Annotated in this window: 17 protein-coding genes; 13 read left to right on the top strand and 4 right to left on the bottom strand. The window is 59.0% G+C overall.

Translation table 11 applies throughout. The features are described from left to right. Window positions 1–213 precede the first annotated feature (213 nt). The 5 genes from BUB60_RS09960 (at window position 214) to BUB60_RS20625 (ending at window position 5,850) form a co-directional block, all read left to right on the top strand. Window positions 214–1,800, top strand: a complete 1,587-nt coding sequence (locus BUB60_RS09960) for an ABC transporter substrate-binding protein (protein ID WP_073078409.1) — start codon at window positions 214–216, stop codon at window positions 1,798–1,800. Between the two features lie 141 nt (window positions 1,801–1,941). Continuing rightward, complete coding sequence (locus BUB60_RS09955; RefSeq protein WP_073078406.1) at window positions 1,942–2,904, top strand: ABC transporter permease; 963 nt, start codon at window positions 1,942–1,944, stop codon at window positions 2,902–2,904. Between the two features lie 14 nt (window positions 2,905–2,918). Continuing rightward, window positions 2,919–3,845, top strand: a complete 927-nt coding sequence (locus tag BUB60_RS09950; RefSeq protein WP_084726389.1) for an ABC transporter permease — start codon at window positions 2,919–2,921, stop codon at window positions 3,843–3,845. Between the two features lie 13 nt (window positions 3,846–3,858). After that, window positions 3,859–4,833, top strand: a complete 975-nt coding sequence (locus tag BUB60_RS20630; RefSeq protein ID WP_073078404.1) for an ABC transporter ATP-binding protein — start codon at window positions 3,859–3,861, stop codon at window positions 4,831–4,833. After that, the gene (locus tag BUB60_RS20625) at window positions 4,834–5,850 is read left to right on the top strand and encodes an ABC transporter ATP-binding protein (RefSeq protein ID WP_073078402.1); all 1,017 of its coding nucleotides are present in this window, start codon (window positions 4,834–4,836) and stop codon (window positions 5,848–5,850) included. A 98-nt stretch (window positions 5,851–5,948) separates the two neighbouring features. Here the strand turns inward: BUB60_RS20625 and BUB60_RS09935 are convergent, their stop codons facing one another. The 3 genes from BUB60_RS09935 to BUB60_RS09925 form a co-directional block, all read right to left on the bottom strand. Then, window positions 5,949–6,476 carry a PadR family transcriptional regulator gene (locus tag BUB60_RS09935; protein WP_073078399.1) on the bottom strand — a complete coding sequence of 176 codons (528 nt, stop codon included), beginning with the start codon at window positions 6,474–6,476 and terminating at the stop codon, window positions 5,949–5,951. Between the two features lie 2 nt (window positions 6,477–6,478). Further along, window positions 6,479–7,597 carry a YhgE/Pip domain-containing protein gene (locus BUB60_RS09930; protein WP_073078395.1) on the bottom strand — a complete coding sequence of 373 codons (1,119 nt, stop codon included), beginning with the start codon at window positions 7,595–7,597 and terminating at the stop codon, window positions 6,479–6,481. A gap of 200 nt (window positions 7,598–7,797) precedes the next feature. Continuing rightward, complete coding sequence (locus BUB60_RS09925; protein WP_073078392.1) at window positions 7,798–8,991, bottom strand: aldo/keto reductase; 1,194 nt, start codon at window positions 8,989–8,991, stop codon at window positions 7,798–7,800. Window positions 8,992–9,202: 211 nt separating this feature from the next. On the opposite strand from BUB60_RS09925, the gene BUB60_RS09920 reads away from it, so the two are divergent. Next, window positions 9,203–9,778 carry a TetR/AcrR family transcriptional regulator gene (locus BUB60_RS09920; RefSeq protein WP_073078389.1) on the top strand — a complete coding sequence of 192 codons (576 nt, stop codon included), beginning with the start codon at window positions 9,203–9,205 and terminating at the stop codon, window positions 9,776–9,778. A gap of 3 nt (window positions 9,779–9,781) precedes the next feature. On the opposite strand, the gene BUB60_RS09915 is transcribed toward BUB60_RS09920, so the two are convergent. Beyond that, window positions 9,782–10,321 carry a DUF2284 domain-containing protein gene (locus BUB60_RS09915; protein ID WP_073078386.1) on the bottom strand — a complete coding sequence of 180 codons (540 nt, stop codon included), beginning with the start codon at window positions 10,319–10,321 and terminating at the stop codon, window positions 9,782–9,784. A 419-nt stretch (window positions 10,322–10,740) separates the two neighbouring features. Here BUB60_RS09915 and BUB60_RS09910 point away from each other — a divergent pair, with 419 nt between their 5' ends. Genes BUB60_RS09910 through BUB60_RS09880 form a run of 7 tightly spaced genes read left to right on the top strand, consistent with a single transcriptional unit; the run spans window position 10,741 to window position 15,890 of the window. Then, window positions 10,741–11,622, top strand: coding sequence for a Rossmann-like and DUF2520 domain-containing protein (locus tag BUB60_RS09910; RefSeq protein WP_073078382.1), 882 nt, complete (start codon window positions 10,741–10,743; stop codon window positions 11,620–11,622). Further along, entirely contained in the window at window positions 11,615–12,448 is an 834-nt protein-coding gene (gene panB, locus BUB60_RS09905; protein ID WP_073078380.1) for a 3-methyl-2-oxobutanoate hydroxymethyltransferase, read from the top strand. Before BUB60_RS09910 ends, panB begins: the two co-directional genes overlap by 8 nt. 17 nt (window positions 12,449–12,465) lie before the next feature. Beyond that, complete coding sequence (gene panC, locus BUB60_RS09900) at window positions 12,466–13,338, top strand: pantoate--beta-alanine ligase (RefSeq protein WP_073078377.1); 873 nt, start codon at window positions 12,466–12,468, stop codon at window positions 13,336–13,338. Window positions 13,339–13,344: 6 nt separating this feature from the next. After that, complete coding sequence (gene panD / locus BUB60_RS09895) at window positions 13,345–13,728, top strand: aspartate 1-decarboxylase (protein ID WP_073078374.1); 384 nt, start codon at window positions 13,345–13,347, stop codon at window positions 13,726–13,728. Window positions 13,729–13,740: 12 nt separating this feature from the next. Then, window positions 13,741–14,571, top strand: a complete 831-nt coding sequence (locus BUB60_RS09890) for a phosphopantothenoylcysteine decarboxylase domain-containing protein (protein ID WP_073078372.1) — start codon at window positions 13,741–13,743, stop codon at window positions 14,569–14,571. Next, window positions 14,568–15,098 (top strand): flavoprotein, encoded by a 531-nt coding sequence (locus tag BUB60_RS09885; RefSeq protein WP_073078369.1) that lies wholly within the window; start codon window positions 14,568–14,570, stop codon window positions 15,096–15,098. The genes BUB60_RS09890 and BUB60_RS09885 overlap by 4 nt, the downstream gene beginning before the upstream one ends. A gap of 9 nt (window positions 15,099–15,107) precedes the next feature. Beyond that, the gene (locus BUB60_RS09880; RefSeq protein ID WP_073078365.1) at window positions 15,108–15,890 is read left to right on the top strand and encodes a type III pantothenate kinase; all 783 of its coding nucleotides are present in this window, start codon (window positions 15,108–15,110) and stop codon (window positions 15,888–15,890) included. Window positions 15,891–15,951 lie beyond the last annotated feature (61 nt).

Below are 15,951 nucleotides of genomic sequence, written 5' to 3'. Positions count from 1 at the left end.
GGGAGATTTGCTCAGGGTTGCCGCGCATGTCATAACAGCCGAATTTATATCAAATCTGGGCGTATTGATTTCTCGTATGGGCTGCGGTAGAGTTTTGCCTGTGGACTGTATAAATTTAACAGCGATTCATTAAAAACGCCGGGCAATTTAGTCCATGTTGCCGGAAAGACGTCATATCCGCGTTCCGGCGAAAAACAATTTGGAGGTAGAAAGGTGAAAAAAGCAGTATCGATTCTCTTAGCGTTGACTCTGGCATTTTCGCTCCTTGCCTGCGGACAGAAAACGAATACGGCCGCGGGCGAATCCTCGCCCTCCGCAAGCGCCGGCGGCGCCCAGACACCCGTCCCGGCGGCGCCGCAGTACGGCGGGACCCTGAGAATGGTGACGCCGGCGGAGGGCGCCGCCCCGATCGGACTGCCCTGGAAGATCGCGCCGTCCGATGTCTGGCTGACATGGCCCTTCCTGGAAACGCTCCTCAAGCAGCAGCTGGACGGCACGTGCACGCCCCTGCTCGCGGAATCCTATGACATCGACACCGCCGGCAATACGATCACCTTCAAGCTGCGTCAGGGCGTCAAGTTCCATGACGGCTCGGACTTTAACGCGGAGGTCGCCAAGTGGAATATCGATATGATCCACGACAACTCGGCCTCCAAGCCCACATACGACAATGTCACCGTTGTCAGCCCGTACGAGGTTTCCATACATTATCCGGACGGCATCAACAATTCCTCCTCGGCGGGCTGGGCCACCACCGGCTCCGTCATGATTTCGATGGAGGCCTATAAGAAAAACGGCGAGGAATGGACGGCGGAGCACCCTGTCGGCACCGGACCGTTTAAATTTATCGAGTATGTCAAGGGCGCCTCTGTCAAGGGCGAGAAATTCGACGGCTATTGGCAGAAGGAGTATCCGTACCTGGACAGCGTGGAGCTGGTCATGATCAAGGACGTCATGACGCAGAACATTGCCCTGCAATCCACCGGGGACCAGAGCATCGACATTTTAAACACGAATAACGGCGATCAGATTCAAAACCTGACAAATCAGGGCTTCGCGGTCCAGTCGATCCCCTTGGGGCCCATCGGCTTTCTCCCCAGCAGCGACGATCCGTCCTCCCCGTTTGCCAAGCCCGAGGTGCGCCAGGCGCTGTCCTACGCCATCGACAGGGACGCCATTTGCAACGCCCGCGGCTTCGGCGTGTGGAAGCCGGCCTATCAGATCAACGCGGAAGGCTATGGCGGCCACTCCGAGGACCCCGCCTTCGGCGTGCCGCGCTATGACCCTGTGAAGGCGAAGGCGCTGCTTGCGCAGGCCGGCTATCCCGACGGCTTTAAAACAACGCTGTATGGACAGCCTGGCATGGCGGATAAGGACGCCGTCGTGGCAATGCAGAGCATGCTGGCCGCGGTGGGCATTACCGCGGAGGTCAGCTTCCCCGACTCGGGCGGCTATTCCGATTTGCGCGGAAACGGCTGGGACGGCATCCTTGTTCAGTCCAACCGCAACCTGCCCGTTATGGAGACGGTGTACACCCTGCTCTACGATAATAAGCGCAATTACTTCAAGTCCATACAGCATCCGCAGGAGCTGCAGGAGCTGGTGGAAAAGGCCACGAATAAACTCGGCCAAAACGACGCCGAGCTGCTTGACCTGCAGAAGTACATCCTGGACAACGCACTGTTTGTACCCCTGTATTTTACATATGACACCTATATTTATAAGCCGACGGTGCAGAATTTCAAAAACACCGGCTCAAGCTCGGGCAACCTGTTCGAAATCTGGCTGTCACAGAAGTAAGCTTTCTGCCGGCGGCCGCTTTCCGACCCGATTCCCGCAGGGCTGAACGCAAAAATGCACGGGGAGAAACCGGCGCCGCCCGCGCCGCTCTCCCCGGACGTGTTTTGGATAAGAATCGTTTGAAAGTGCGGTGTGAAAAAAATGGTGAATTATATCATACGGCGATTATTTTACGCGGTGCTGATCGTCATCTGCGTGAGCATGCTCGTCTTCGGGCTTATCAGGGCGCTGCCCGGCGACCCGATCGAGATACTGGTATCGCGCACCGAGCTGGCGGATGCCCAGGCGGACCCGGAGTATTTCGAGGAGCTCCGGCACGAGCTCGGCCTTGACAAGCCCATCCCCATCCAGTTCGTCAACTGGTTTGCCAAGGTGGTCCAGGGCGATTTCGGAAAGTCGATTATCAAGGGAGACGACATCATGCAGAGCATGGGCGAGCGCATGGTCATCACCATCACGCTCGGCCTGACGGCCTTTGTTGTGAGCAATATTATCGGGCCGCTGCTCGGCATCATCAGCGCGATCCGGCGGGGAAAGCTGATTGACAATATTGTCACGTTTATCGCCAATATCGGCATCACGGCGCCGACCTTCTGGGTGGCCATCCTCCTCGTGTACCTGTTCGGATACGTCCTGCACTGGCTGCCGCTTTACGGGTACACGCTGCCGTGGAAGGACTTCGGCCTCAGCCTGCGGCAGGGCATCATGCCCGTGTTTGTCATGGCGCTGGGGCCTATCGCCTCCACCGCGCGGCAGACGCGCTCAAGTATGCTGGAGGTTCTGGGCGAGGACTATATCCGTACCGCGTGGGCCAAGGGGCTAAACGAGCGGCAGGTCATCTTCAGGCACGCTTTGAAGAATTCCCTGATGCCCGTGGTCACGCTGCAGGGCCAGATGATCCGGCAGATTTTCGGCGGGTCTTTCATTGTCGAGACCATCTTCGTCATCCCCGGGATGGGCAAGCTGATGATCGACGCGATGCTGTCTCACGACTACCCGACGATTCAGGCCGTGACGCTGATTTTGACGGTGGTCGTCGTGATCGCCAATCTCATCGTCGATCTGCTGTACGGGTGGATCGACCCGAGAATCCAGTACGAATAAAGGAGGGCTGCGATATGGATGGGACTAAAATCGTCCGGGAACAGATACCGGACGACGAATTTGAAGTGCTGGAGGAAGAACAGCTGTCCGGCGTCAACGAGCTTAAGCGCTTTGTCCGGGCCTTTTTCCGGCGGAAGATTGTCGTTGTGGGCTTCATCCTTGTGGTCGTGGTCCTGCTGACGGCGGCGCTGGCGGATGTCATCGCGCCCTACGATCCCTATGAGCAGGACCTGTACCAGGTGCTCGCGGCGCCCGGCCCGTCGCACCCGCTGGGGACGGACGCGCTGGGCCGGGACCTGCTCAGCCGGATTATCCACGGTTCGCGGATCGCGCTCGCCGTCGGGGTCTGCACGGTGCTCGTGTCGGCATCCATCGGGACGGTCATCGGGCTCATCGCCGGCTTTTCGGACAGCCGGCTGAATTCCCTGATCATGCGGATAACGGATATCCTGATATCCGTTCCGTCGCTGGTGCTGCAGCTGCTGATCGCCAGCGCGCTGAACTCCGGCGTTACAGGGGTCGTGATTGCCATCGGCCTGACGCTGTTTCCGGCGTACATCCGCCTCATCAACGGGCAGGTGCTGTCGGTCAAGCAGAACGACTACATCAGCGCCAGCCGCTCCATGGGCGCGAAAAAATCGAGAATCATCGTGCGGCACGTGGTCAGAAACGTCGTTTCCCCGCTGATTGTCATGATGACGATCATGATGGGCATGTCGATCATGGCCGAGGCGGGGCTGAGCTTTCTTGGCCTCGGCATACTGCCGCCGGCGGCGGCCTGGGGGAGCATGTGCCGCGACGGATATCAGTACCTGATGACGCGCCCGCTGCTGTCCATCGCGCCCGGCCTTGCCATCATGATACTGGTTTTCGCGTTCAATATGGTGGGCGACGGGCTGCGCGACGCCCTGGACCCAAAGCTGCGTGGCGCGCTCAAATGAAGGGGGCGGATATATGGGACGCTTATTGACAGTGAACGGCCTTTCTACCGAGTTCAGAACGGAGCGCGGCGTCGTCCGGGCCGTCAACAACGTATCGTATAACATCGACGAGGGGGAGATTGTCGGGCTCGTCGGCGAGAGCGGCTGCGGGAAATCGGTCAGCCAGCTGTCGCTGATGCAGCTGATACCGAATCCGCCCGGGCGGGTCGTGGCGGGCTCGGCCGAGTTCGAGGGGGTGGATTTGCTTAAATATACCCGCCGGAGCAGGGAGCTCTGCGCCATCCGGGGAAACAGGATTTCGATGATATTCCAGGAGCCGATGACGTCTCTGAACCCGGCCATGACGATTGCCCGGCAGATGTCCGAGGTCCTGACGCTGCATTTGAACCTCGACAAGAAAGAGGCGCGGGAGCGGTCGACGGATATGCTGGCCCAGGTGGGCATCCCCGATCCGGGCAAGCGCGCGGACGATTATCCCCATCAGCTCTCCGGCGGGATGCGCCAGCGCGTGATGGTGGCGATGGCGATGCTGTGCAGCCCGAAGCTGATCATCGCCGACGAGGCGACCACGGCCCTGGACGCCACCATCCAGGCGCAGCTGCTGGAGCTGATGTACGACCTGGTCGGCAGGTATCACACCGCCCTGGTGATGGTCACGCATAATCTGGGGATCGTGGCCCGCTACGCGGACCGCGTCAACGTCATGTATGCCGGGCGCATCATCGAAACGGGGACCGTAAAGGAAATCTGGGCCGATCCGCTGCATCCGTACACAGAGGGGCTTTTAAGCTGCGTGCCGAAGCTCGGCGAGAAGCTGGAGCCGATCAAGGGGATGCCGCCCTCGCTGATTAACCGGCCGGCCACGTGCCCGTTTTTGCCCCGGTGCCGGTTTCGCACGGCGGCGTGCTTCAAGGAGCCGGCGGCGGAGCTGACGTATGTGGGCGGGCAGCACGCCACGGCCTGCAACAGAAGATTGGAGGAGCGTTAAATGGGCGGACGAGCTGAGGCAGTCATAACCGAAAAGGTCGAAAAAGGGAACACGGTCGACGTCGTGAATTTAAAGATGTACTTTCCCGTGCTGCGCGGCCTCCTGAAGAGAAAGGTGGCGGACGTGAAGGCGCTGGACGACGTGTCGTTTTCCATAAAGCCCGGCGAGACGCTGGGGCTGGTCGGCGAGAGCGGCTGCGGGAAGACGACGGTGGGCCGGTGCATCCTGCGGCTGTACAAGCCGACAAAGGGCGTCCTGCTGTTCGAGGGGACGGACATTTCAAAGGTTTCGGAGTCGGACCTGCGCCAGTTCCGGCGGCGGATGGCGCTGGTGTTCCAGGACCCTTACAGCTCCCTGGACCCGCGCATGAATTCCTGCGATATCGTCGGGGAGCCGCTTAAAATCCACGGCCTTGCCGGGAGCCGGGGCGAGTACAGGGACAGGGTGGCAGAGCTGTTTACGATGACGGGGCTCAGGCCCGACATGATGGACCGGTTCCCTCACGAGTATTCGGGCGGGCAGCGGCAGCGCCTGTCCATCGCCCGCGCCCTGGCGGGAGCCCCGTCCATGATCGTGTGCGACGAGCCGATATCGGCGCTGGACGTGTCGATGCAGGCCCAGATACTGAACCTTTTGCAGGAGCTGCAAAGCAAAAATGACCGCCTGAGCTATCTTTTTATCTCCCACGACCTCCTGGCGGTGCAGTATATCAGCCAGAGGGTGGCGGTGATGTATCTGGGGCGGATCGTGGAGCTTTCGACGTCTCAGGAGCTGTATTCAAATACGCTGCATCCGTATTCGCGGGCGCTTTTATCCGCCCAGCCGCTGCCGGACCCTGCCGCGGAGGAGCGGCGCAGCAGGATCATCCTGACGGGCGATGTCCCCACGCCGCTCAACCCCCCGTCCGGCTGCGCCTTCCATCCGCGCTGCCCCATGGCCAAAAAGTCATGCGCCGAGAGCAGGCCGGAGCTGCGCGACGTCGGCGGCGACCACCTGGTCGCCTGCCACTGCGTCTAAACCGTTCTCCCGCATCGCCGGTCCCCAAGGCGGATTTTTCTCAATAAGAGAAAGCCGGTAAACCTGAGTTTACCGGCTTTCGCGTTGTTTCGCGTTGCTTACTTATTTTTCCCGCCTTGGGCCTGACCTATAAATTCCTGCGCTTTTTTGAGATATTTCAGGTGGAACCGCCTTTTTTCAATGGCATACTCCACAATAAAGCTCTCGCATACCGCCTGCAGAATGTTTTCCAGCTCGCGTTCCAGCTCCGCAATTCTTTTTCCAAGAATGTTCCGGGCTTTTTCCGTGTCCACGAACTCGAGAAAGGGGAAGATCAAATAGAGATCGTCCACGCTACAGGCGCCGGCGAATCGTTTATAAAGTGCGTCCTCAAAGAATTCCCGGCCCTTTGGCGTGACGGCGTACATTTTTTTGCTGGGCGCGTTGTCGCCCGGCACGATCGACGTCTGCGAGATGTAATCCTGTTTGTGCAGCAGGTCGATGTTGTAGTAAAATTTCGCTTCCTCGATGGGCTGGAACCTGCCCGTCTGGCTGCCCTGATATTCCTTAAAGATGCGGTAAGGATTCGTTGGCGCGTCGAGCATTCTGCTTAAAATATACAGCCGGATCAGCATGGTGTCTTTCATTATTAAATCTCCGATTCTGCGACAGCGGTCCCCGCGGCGGCAGCCATGGCGGATTCCTCGGAGATCCTGTCCAAATCGATTTTTTCATTTTTCTTTTTATGCATGAGGTAAACGATAAGCATATCGATCATCGCCGCGGCAATCCCCGCCAGAACCAGCCGGAGCTCGTGGCGGCCGGTACCGCCCCCGCCGTATAAAATATTATAGCATATTTGCGTATTTGAATAAATAGGAGAAATGGTCGCCAGCGCCTTGAATGGTACCGGCATGATGGCGTAGCTCATCGTGGCGCCGCTGGCCAGGACCTGCGCCATTAAAAGCGGCGTGTTGACAAGCGAGCCGTAGCTGCCCAGCAGCAGCGAAAAAATGGCCGTGAGCTGAAAAGCGCAGAACTGAAACAGGACGCCCTGCGCAAATAATTTCAGAACGAGAGAAAACGCCGGATGGACGAACAGAGAGGCCATGCCCACGTTGATGAGCGGCGCGATGACGGAGATCATCAGGCCCAGCGCCTCAAAATAGGCAAACGCGCGCCATTTATTCATCTTCTGGCACGCGGACTTGAATACCGAGGCGATCGAGATCGACGCGATCATCGCGCCGGAGTAAAGCGCCAGGGTCAAAAACATCGGCGCCATCTGGTCGCTCATCGGCTGCGGCATCGGATTTGAAAATACATAGTTTGTCCTGATTTTTTCGGCCGAGGACGGGTTTGCCCTTTCGTTCAGCGCCGAAACGATCGACTCGGCCGTTTGCTGCATCGACATAACGGTGATCTGGGGGTTTGATTTGTTGATATAAAAATTGACGGCGCCGCCCTCAAAAAAGCCCTCCGGCAGCTCGATGATCATGGCGATTTTTCGCGTGTTCAGCTCCTCTTTTGCCTCGTCCAGCGAATCGGCATAGGTAACGCGATAAGGCAGGCTCCCGGCCAGACTGCCCAGCAAGGGTTCCCCCTGCGCGCCGTCGCCGTTGTAAAACGCCACAGTCAGCGCGCTGACGTTGCCGGGGATCGCGTGATACCCGTAAAAATAAATCCCCAGCATAAAAACCTGATAACACAGCGCCATGATCACGGCAAAGCGCGTGCCCTTGTTGAAAACAAATTGCTTAAACGACATGTACATTGCTCCCCGGTTAAAGTATTGGACTATATAGTATAGCGCTAGTTATTTTACTACTATAATATATAGTAGTCAATAACGGATGAGCTATCCGTCGCCGGCCCGGCAGGCGGCGAAGAAAGAAAAGCCCCGGATGCATCGATTTGCATACCGGGGCTTGCCCTTGTGACTTTATACGTCCCGCCATAAAGAGGCGGCTATTTGCTTTTCTCCCTGACGCGCACAAAGAGCTTCATGGCGGGATTGAACCAGAAGGGTTCCATGCGCTTCGTCACGGCGGTCAGCGAAGCCCTGATCTGAATATGCTGCGGGCAGTGCTTTTCGCATTTGCCGCATTTGATGCAGTGGCCTGGGGAGTGATTGGCGTTGGGGTTTGAAGCGCCCGTGCTTGTGATGTACTGCTGGAGCCCCGACAGAAAACCCACGGTGTAAGACATGTTATACGCCGAAAAGCACGCGGGAATGTTGATGCCCTGGGGACACGGCATGCAGTAATTGCAGCCGGTGCACGGAATTTTATAGGAGGCGCGGAACGCCTCGGTGACCGACTCGAACAGCCTGTGCTCCTCATCCGACAGCATGCCTGACACGGACCTGTCGGCCAGCTCGAGGTTCTCGCTGAGCTGCGCGTCGTCGTTCATGCCGGATAAGACGACAAAAACCTCTCTCTGATCCCACAGCCATCGAAACGCCCACGCCGCGGGAGAAAGCGCGGTATTTGCGGCCTTAAACTGGTTTATCGCCTTTTGCGGCAGTCCGTTGGCGAGCTTCCCGCCCAAAAGAGGCTCCATGATCATAACGGGGATGCCCTTTTCCGCGGCCTTCTGCAGGCCGGCGGTCCCGGCCTGGTAATGGGTATTGACGTAGTTGTATTGTATCTGGCAGAAATCCCAGTCGTACGCGTCCAGCAGCGACAAAAACTCGTCGTACATCCCGTGAAACGAAAAGCCGATCTGCCGGATTTTGCCGGACGCCTTATTGTCGGCGATCCATTTTTCTATGCCCAGTTCCCGGAGCCGCTGCCAGCTCTTTGTATCGGACAGATTATGAATCAGGTAATAGTCTATATAATCGGTCCGGAGCCGCTCAAGCTGCGTTTTGAACAGCGCGTCAAAATCCTCGTAGCGCTGGCATTTTGCATGCGGCAGCTTGGTCGCGATGAAAATCCTGTCGCGCACGTTGTTTTTATGTACTATCGTCCCGAGGGCTTCCTCGCTTCCGCCATAGATGTAGGCGGTGTCAAAATAATTGACGCCGTTTTCAATGGCCTTCAAAACGAGCTTTTCCGTTTTGTTCATATCTATCTGGCTCAGGTTCCTCGGAAAGCGCATACAGCCAAAGCCGAGGATGGACAGCGCATTTCCCGATTTCGGATCTGAACGGTATTGCATGGCGGCTCCTCCTGGTTGTTATATCCTGCATTTGAGCCTATTATAATACAAATATGACCGCCGGTCAATAAAATATTATACCCATGGTCATAATTTGCGCCTCTATAATTCCTAAATGCAGCAAAGCTATGATATAATGAATTCCAAGAATTCATTATATCGCTTGAGAGCGCACATATGGCTATTATGGATGAGGGGGGGGGCACGAACGGTGAAAAGAGAGGAAAAAAAGCGGGAGACCGTCAACCGGATCATAGACGCCGCGCTTCGCCTCTTTTCTGAGAAGGGGTATGAGGCCACCACCGTCGCGGAGATTACGGAAGCGGCCGGCGTGGCAAAGGGGACGTTTTTCAATTATTTTAAAGCCAAGGAAGAGCTTTTGGTCAAATTTCAAAAGGCGCTGTTTTTCAATGAAATCCGGATTCTTAACGACCAGCCGGGGCCGTACGCGCCGCGCATACTGGACCTCGTCAAAGAGCTCGGCGATTCGATGAACGATGACCGCGTTCAGATGCGGCTGGCGCTGCAGCGGTTTCTGGCGACGAGTGCCGGGGCGCCGGGCGGGCACGGCCTGATGGCGAAGGCGGAGTCAATGATCCCGCTGTTTGAAAGAGGACAGCAATCGGGCGAATTTGCGCCCGGGGTCCCGCCGGCCGTCATGGCCCGGACCGCGCTGCAGATATATCTCGGCACCCTGCTCAGCTGGAGCACCGGAGATGAAAACGACAGCCTGGGAGATCAGCTGGTACTGGCTTTCCGGATATTTTTGAAAGGCGTGCTCACATAAGACTCAGAAAAATATGGCGCTGAAATAGGTCAGGGTGCCCGGGCCGTTGTTGTACGACAGCCCGCCCGCCTTGGCCAGCTGCGTGACCGCGATGCCGTAGCCCTCCACGGCCGGGAACATCCGGTCTGGGAAACGGCACGGCTTATCGGGATAGGCGCAGGTTTTGCAGACGGTGCAGCCCTCCGTGGAGAGCGGCAGGACATTTTCGAATTCCCTGCGGAAAACTCCGACGACTTTTTCGGTCATCGCCTCGTGGATGACGCGGAATTTCAGCCACTCCTCCACGTCGTACACGTCCTCCAGCTCGCTCACCGAAGTGAAAACAAAGGCGTTTTCAAACGCCAGACACTTACCTTTGCATGCCTCCACGGTGCCGACAGCGGGTGGGCAGGCCCAGGACTTGTTGTACATCCCGCACGAGTTTTCCTCACAGAGCCGCCGGAAGACGTCCGTAAAAACGACTTGGTCCGATTTGATAAAGGCATAGTCGTACACGCCAAGGCCCGCTATTTCCCGTATGATCCTGTTTTCCGTTTCGCTCATTTTCCTGCCTCCCGGCTGCTGTCATTATCATATATTATAATTATAGTGTATATACACGACTTTGGCAAGACCAATAAAATGTTGTAATTTACCGACCCGTGACGTATAATCCATGGTGGCGGTATCTTTACGAACCGTACAAGCGGCGGTATCTTTATGAGCTGCACGCGGCAAGAGGCTTATTCCGGCATGTAAAAAACCTGCTTTGATCCTTAGTGACAGAGACAGTTATATTCTGTTTTTAAACGATGTCTTTTTCGTCTGTCGAGGAAGGCCGGCTCTTCCATGAGCGGCCACACAGGTGAAAGGGACTTTTTTGCATTTTTCGGGATATTTCCGGCGCGCCGCGCGCCGGGCTTCAGACGTCCGAAACGCTTGTACGGCGCCGGGAACTGCACATAATAACAGAGGTGATGTCTTTGGAAATTGGATTCATTGGCGCCGGTAAAGCCGGGAAAGCGTTGGGGCTTTATTTCAAAAGCCACGGCCTGACGGTGTCGGGCTATTACAGCAAAACGGCCCAATCGGCGCGGGAGGCGGCGGCGCTGACGGCCTCGGCGGCCTTTGGTACCGTCGAGGAGGCGGCCGGGCCCGCCGGCGTGGTGTTCATCGCCGTCCCGGACCACGCGCTGGAGGAGCTCGACGCCGAAGCCGCGGCCCTGCTGCGCGCCGGGCGCATCGGCGGCGGGAAGGTCTGGCTGCATCTCAGCGGCGCGCACCCGTCGGACTGCCTCGCGGGCATCAAGGCCGCCGGCGGCGCGGTGGGCAGCATGCACCCGCTTTTAAGCTTCGGCACGCCGGAGGACAGCGCCGGACGCCTAAACGGCGCCTGGTTCACGCTGGAGGGCACGGACGAGGCTGTCCGCGCCGCCCGGGCGATTCTGGACGAGACGGGCGGGAGGTACAGCCTCATGGAGGCCGGCGGCAAGGCCGTCTATCACGCGGGCGCGTGCGTCGTCTCCAACTTTCTGGTGACGCTCCTGGAGAGCGGCGCCCGGTTTTTTGAGGCGGCGGGCATGGACCGGCAGGACGTTTTCCGGGCCATCGGGCCCCTCGTTGACGCCACGCTGGCCAATATCCGGGAAAAGGGCCCGGTCGAGGCCTTGACCGGACCCATCGTCCGGGGGGATTACAACACGGTCGGCGTCCATCTCAAAGCGATCGAGGCGCGGCTGCCCTCGGAGCTGGACTTTTATAAAGCCCTGGCCCTGAAAACGGCGGAAATTCTGGAGGGCAGCAGATTGACGGGCGCCCAGACCGAAAAATTCCGACAGATTTTGGAGGAGACAGCACATGTCTGATAAATTTACAACACAGTCGTTTTTAGACGCGAAGAAAAATAACAGGAAAATCACCATGCTCACCGGCTACGACTATTCCATGGCCCAGATACTGGACGGCTGCGGCATCGACGCTATCCTGGTGGGCGACTCGCTGGGCATGGTGGTGCAGGGCAAAGACTCCACGGTGGAGGTCACCATCGAGGAAATGCTCTACCACTGCAAGTGCGTGGCGCGCGGCGCGAAAAACGCCCTGCTGGTGGGCGACATGCCCTTTCTGACCTATCACGTCAGCGCCGAGGAGGCTGTCCGGAACGCCGGGCGGTTCATCCAGGAGGCGAAAATGAACGCCGTCAAGCTGGAGGGCGGCCGGAGCATGGCGGACACGGTGCGGGCCATCGTCCGGGCCCAGATCCCCGTCATGGGCCATATCGGCCTGACGCCCCAGTCCGTCAACGTCTTCGGCGGCTTTAAGGTGCAGGGCAAGGAGGAGCGGGCGGCAAGAGCTTTGGTCGAGGACGCCCAGGCCCTGGAGGAAGCGGGCGCCTTCGCCGTCGTGCTGGAGGCCGTGCCCGAGCCCCTGGCGCGCCTCATCACCGAGAAGGTGCAGATACCGACCATCGGCATCGGGGCGGGCCGCTACTGCGACGGCCAGGTGCTGGTGGTCAACGATCTTTTGGGCATGTACGCCGATTTCACCCCGAAATTTGCCAGGCGCTACGCCAATTTAAAAAGCACCATCGCCGAGGCGGTGGGCGGCTACATCGGCGACGTCCGCGCGCAGAAGTTCCCCGAAAAACAGCACACCTTTTCGATGAGCGACGAGGTTCTGGAAAAACTTTATTGATCGGGGGAGGGTGAAAAATGAGCCTCATCAAAACAATTCCCGAGTTGGAGGCCTGGCTGGATACGATGGGCCGCCACGGCAGGACGCTGGGCTTCGTCCCGACGATGGGCTGCCTGCACGCGGGGCATCTTTCCCTTATCAAAGCGGCCAGGGCCCAAAACGACCTCGTGGTGGCGAGCGTCTTCGTCAACCCGACGCAGTTTGCCCCCGGCGAGGACTATGAAAACTACCCCCGGGATATCGGCCGCGACTATGCGCTGGCCCGGGAGGCCGGCGCCGACGCCGTTTTCAATCCCCGGGCGGCGGAAATCTACATCCCCGGCGCCTCCACGGCCGTGGAGGTGACGGGCGAGATCACCAAAAAGCTCTGCGGCGCGTCCCGGCCCACGCATTTTAAAGGCGTCACCACCGTCGTCAATATCCTGTTCAACCTGATCCGGCCGGACAGGGCGTATTTCGGCCAGAAGGACGCCCAGCAGGCGCTGATCGTCAAGAAAATGGTCCGGGACCTCCACATGCCGGTGGAGGTGGTCGTCTGCCCCATCGTCCGGGAGGCGGACGGCCTGGCGATGAGCTCCAGAAACGTCTATCTGAGCCCCGAGGAGCGCCGGCAGGCCGTATGCCTTAATGAGGCGCTCGGAAAGGCGGAGGAGTACGCCGCCTCCGGCGCGGCCAGCAGCACCAGCGCGGCAAGGCTGACGGAGATTATGGAAAGCCACATCAACAGCCGGAGCCTTGCCGTCATCGACTACGTCCGCGTTCTGGACAGCGAGACGCTGGCGGACATTGCCGCCATCGCTCCCGGGCAAAAGGCTCTGGCCGCCGTGGCCGTGAAATTCGGAAAGACGAGACTGGTCGACAACAGGGTGCTGCCGGTCGGCCGGAGGTGAAAGACAATGCTTTTATCGATGTTCAAAAGCAAGCTGCACCGCGCCACCGTCACGCAGGCCGACATCAATTACGTCGGCAGCGTGACGATCGACCGCGAGCTGCTCGAAAAGTCCGGCATCCTGCCGGGGGAAAAGGTGCAGATCGTCAATGTCAGCAACGGCCAGCGCTTTGAGACGTATACCATTGTCGGCGCGGCCGGCAGCGGCATCGTCTGTTTAAACGGCGCCGCCGCCAGGCTCGTGCAGGTGGGGGATAAGGTCATCATCATCGCCTACGCCCTGATGGACGAAAACGAGGCGAGGACATTTCGGCCGAAGGTGCTCGTCCTGGACGATAACAACAGGCCCGTCCGGCTCAAGCGCGAAGAGCGCCACGGCACGACGGAATAGGACGTGGACGGCATGAAACATATTGTGATAACGGCCGGCGGCACCTCGGAGGCCATCGACGGCGTCCGGCGGATCGGCAATACCAGCACGGGGAGCCTCGCCGCCTGCATCTACGAGGCATTGTCCGAGCATCTCGCGGCGCATAAAAGCGGCGCGTTCACGGTGCACTACGTGGTATCGGAAACGGCGGCGCGGCCCGAAATCAAAGAGAACCTGCCGGTCACGTTTTACCCCGTCACGGATGTCAAAAGCGTCGAAGCGGTCCTTGAACAGCTGCTTACCGGATATAAAGCCGACTATGTGATCCACGCCATGGCGGTGTCGGATTTTACAAAAGGCTATCTGGCCGGGCGGGAGGCCCTGGCCGAAGAGCTTTCTGAGACGCTGGAAGAGGCCCTGTCCCGGGACCGCGGAGGCATGTCCGGCGAAAAGCTCCGGGCGCTCGTCCGGGGCGTTCTCGAGCGTCCGGCCTGCCGGCTGGACGGCCCGTCAAAGGTCCGGTCCGCCGAGGACCTGATGCTCTCCCTCGTCAGGACGCCGAAGCTGATCGAAAAGATAAAGCAGTGGAGTCCCGGGTCCTTTCTGGTGGGCTTCAAGCTGCTGAAGGGCGTTGATGAGGAGGCGCTCGTCCGCGTCGCCGCCGGACTGTCGGAAAAAAGCGGCTGCGACCTCGTTCTGGCCAACGACATGGACAGGATCGGGGCGGACCGGCACGAAGGCCTGCTGCTGAAAGGCCGCCGCGTGGTCGGCAGCTACGGTACAAAAAAAGAGATCGCCGCGGGCATCGCCGGGCACATGCTCGGCGGCAGCGACGCCGGCGGAGAAACGGGAGGCGGACAATGAAATCGATTGTGCTCGGAGTTACCGGCGGCATCGCCTGCTATAAGGCGGCGGAGGTTGTCGGCGCGCTGGTCAAAAAGGGCCACCATGTGGACGTCATCATGACCGAAAACGCCCAGAAATTCGTAACGCCCCTGACGTTCCAGACCCTGTCCCAAAACAGAGTGATCACCGGCATGTTCGAGCCGGTGGACGACTGGGACGTCAGGCACGTCTCCCTGGCCAGGAAGGCCGACGTTTTTGCCGTCGTGCCCGCCACCGCAAACGTCATCGGGAAGATCGCCGCCGGCATTGCCGACGACATGCTGACCACGACGATCATGGCCGCCAGATGCCGCAAAATCATCGCCCCCGCCATGAACACCGCCATGTGGGAAAACCCCGTCGTCCGGGACAATCTGCAAAAGCTCCGGGACTGCGGCTACGAGGTGCTGGGCACGGCCTCGGGCCGCCTGGCCTGCGGGGACACCGGCGCGGGCAAGCTGCTGCCCTGGGAGCAGATCGTCGACAGCATACTGAAGGAGGAGTAGGGTACAGACATGGTACTTGTCGCCGACGCGGGCAATACGAATATAAAGCTCGGCCTTTTTGAGCGGGAGCGGCTGCTCGCCTCGGCCCGCCTCATGACAGGCGCGCCGGGCGGGCTCACGCGGGAGCTTTTAAGCTTTCTTCATGAGAAAAAAATAAGCCCCGGCGATATCGGCGCCGCCGCTGTCTCCGCCGTGGTGCCCAAAGCCGGGCAAGCGTTTCTGGAAAGCGCGCGGGACCTGCGGATCGCCCCGCCGCTCGTCGTCACCAGCGACACAAAAACCGGGATTCGGATCAAAACGGACGTCCCCGCCGAGCTCGGCGCCGACCGGCTGGTGAACGCCGCGGCAGCGTTCCATTACTACGGCGGCCCCGTCCTTGCCGTCGATTTCGGCACGGCGACCACCTACGACGTGGTGACGGAAAAAGGCGAGCTTTTGGGCGGCGTCATCGCGCCTGGGGTCGGTATCTGCGCCGAGGCCCTGTGGGAGAAGACGGCAAAGCTCCCGAAGGTCGCCGTCGAAAAACCCGGCAGCGTCCTGGGAACAAATACGGTAAGCAGCATGAAATCCGGCATTTTTTACGGCTATCTGGGTCAGCTTGAATATTTTATCCGCCGCCTGAAGGCGGAATTGGAGGCGGATTTTAAGGTCGTGGCCACGGGCGGCCTTTCGCGCCTTTTTGAAGGAGCCACGACAGAGATCGACGTTTTTGACCCGGATTTGACGCTGAAGGGCCTGAATTATATCAGTATGATGCACAGGCAGCAGACAGGCGCGACAATAAGTAGCTGATTACCGAAAATCGCGAAAATCTCTTGCGTGGGGCGTCCGAAGGTGGTATTCTGTCTCCAGG

It is taken from the genome of Sporobacter termitidis DSM 10068 (genome assembly GCF_900130065.1).
Taxonomy (GTDB): Bacteria; Bacillota; Clostridia; order Oscillospirales; family Oscillospiraceae; genus Sporobacter; species Sporobacter termitidis.
This window is presented reverse-complemented; position numbering and strand designations above follow the sequence as displayed.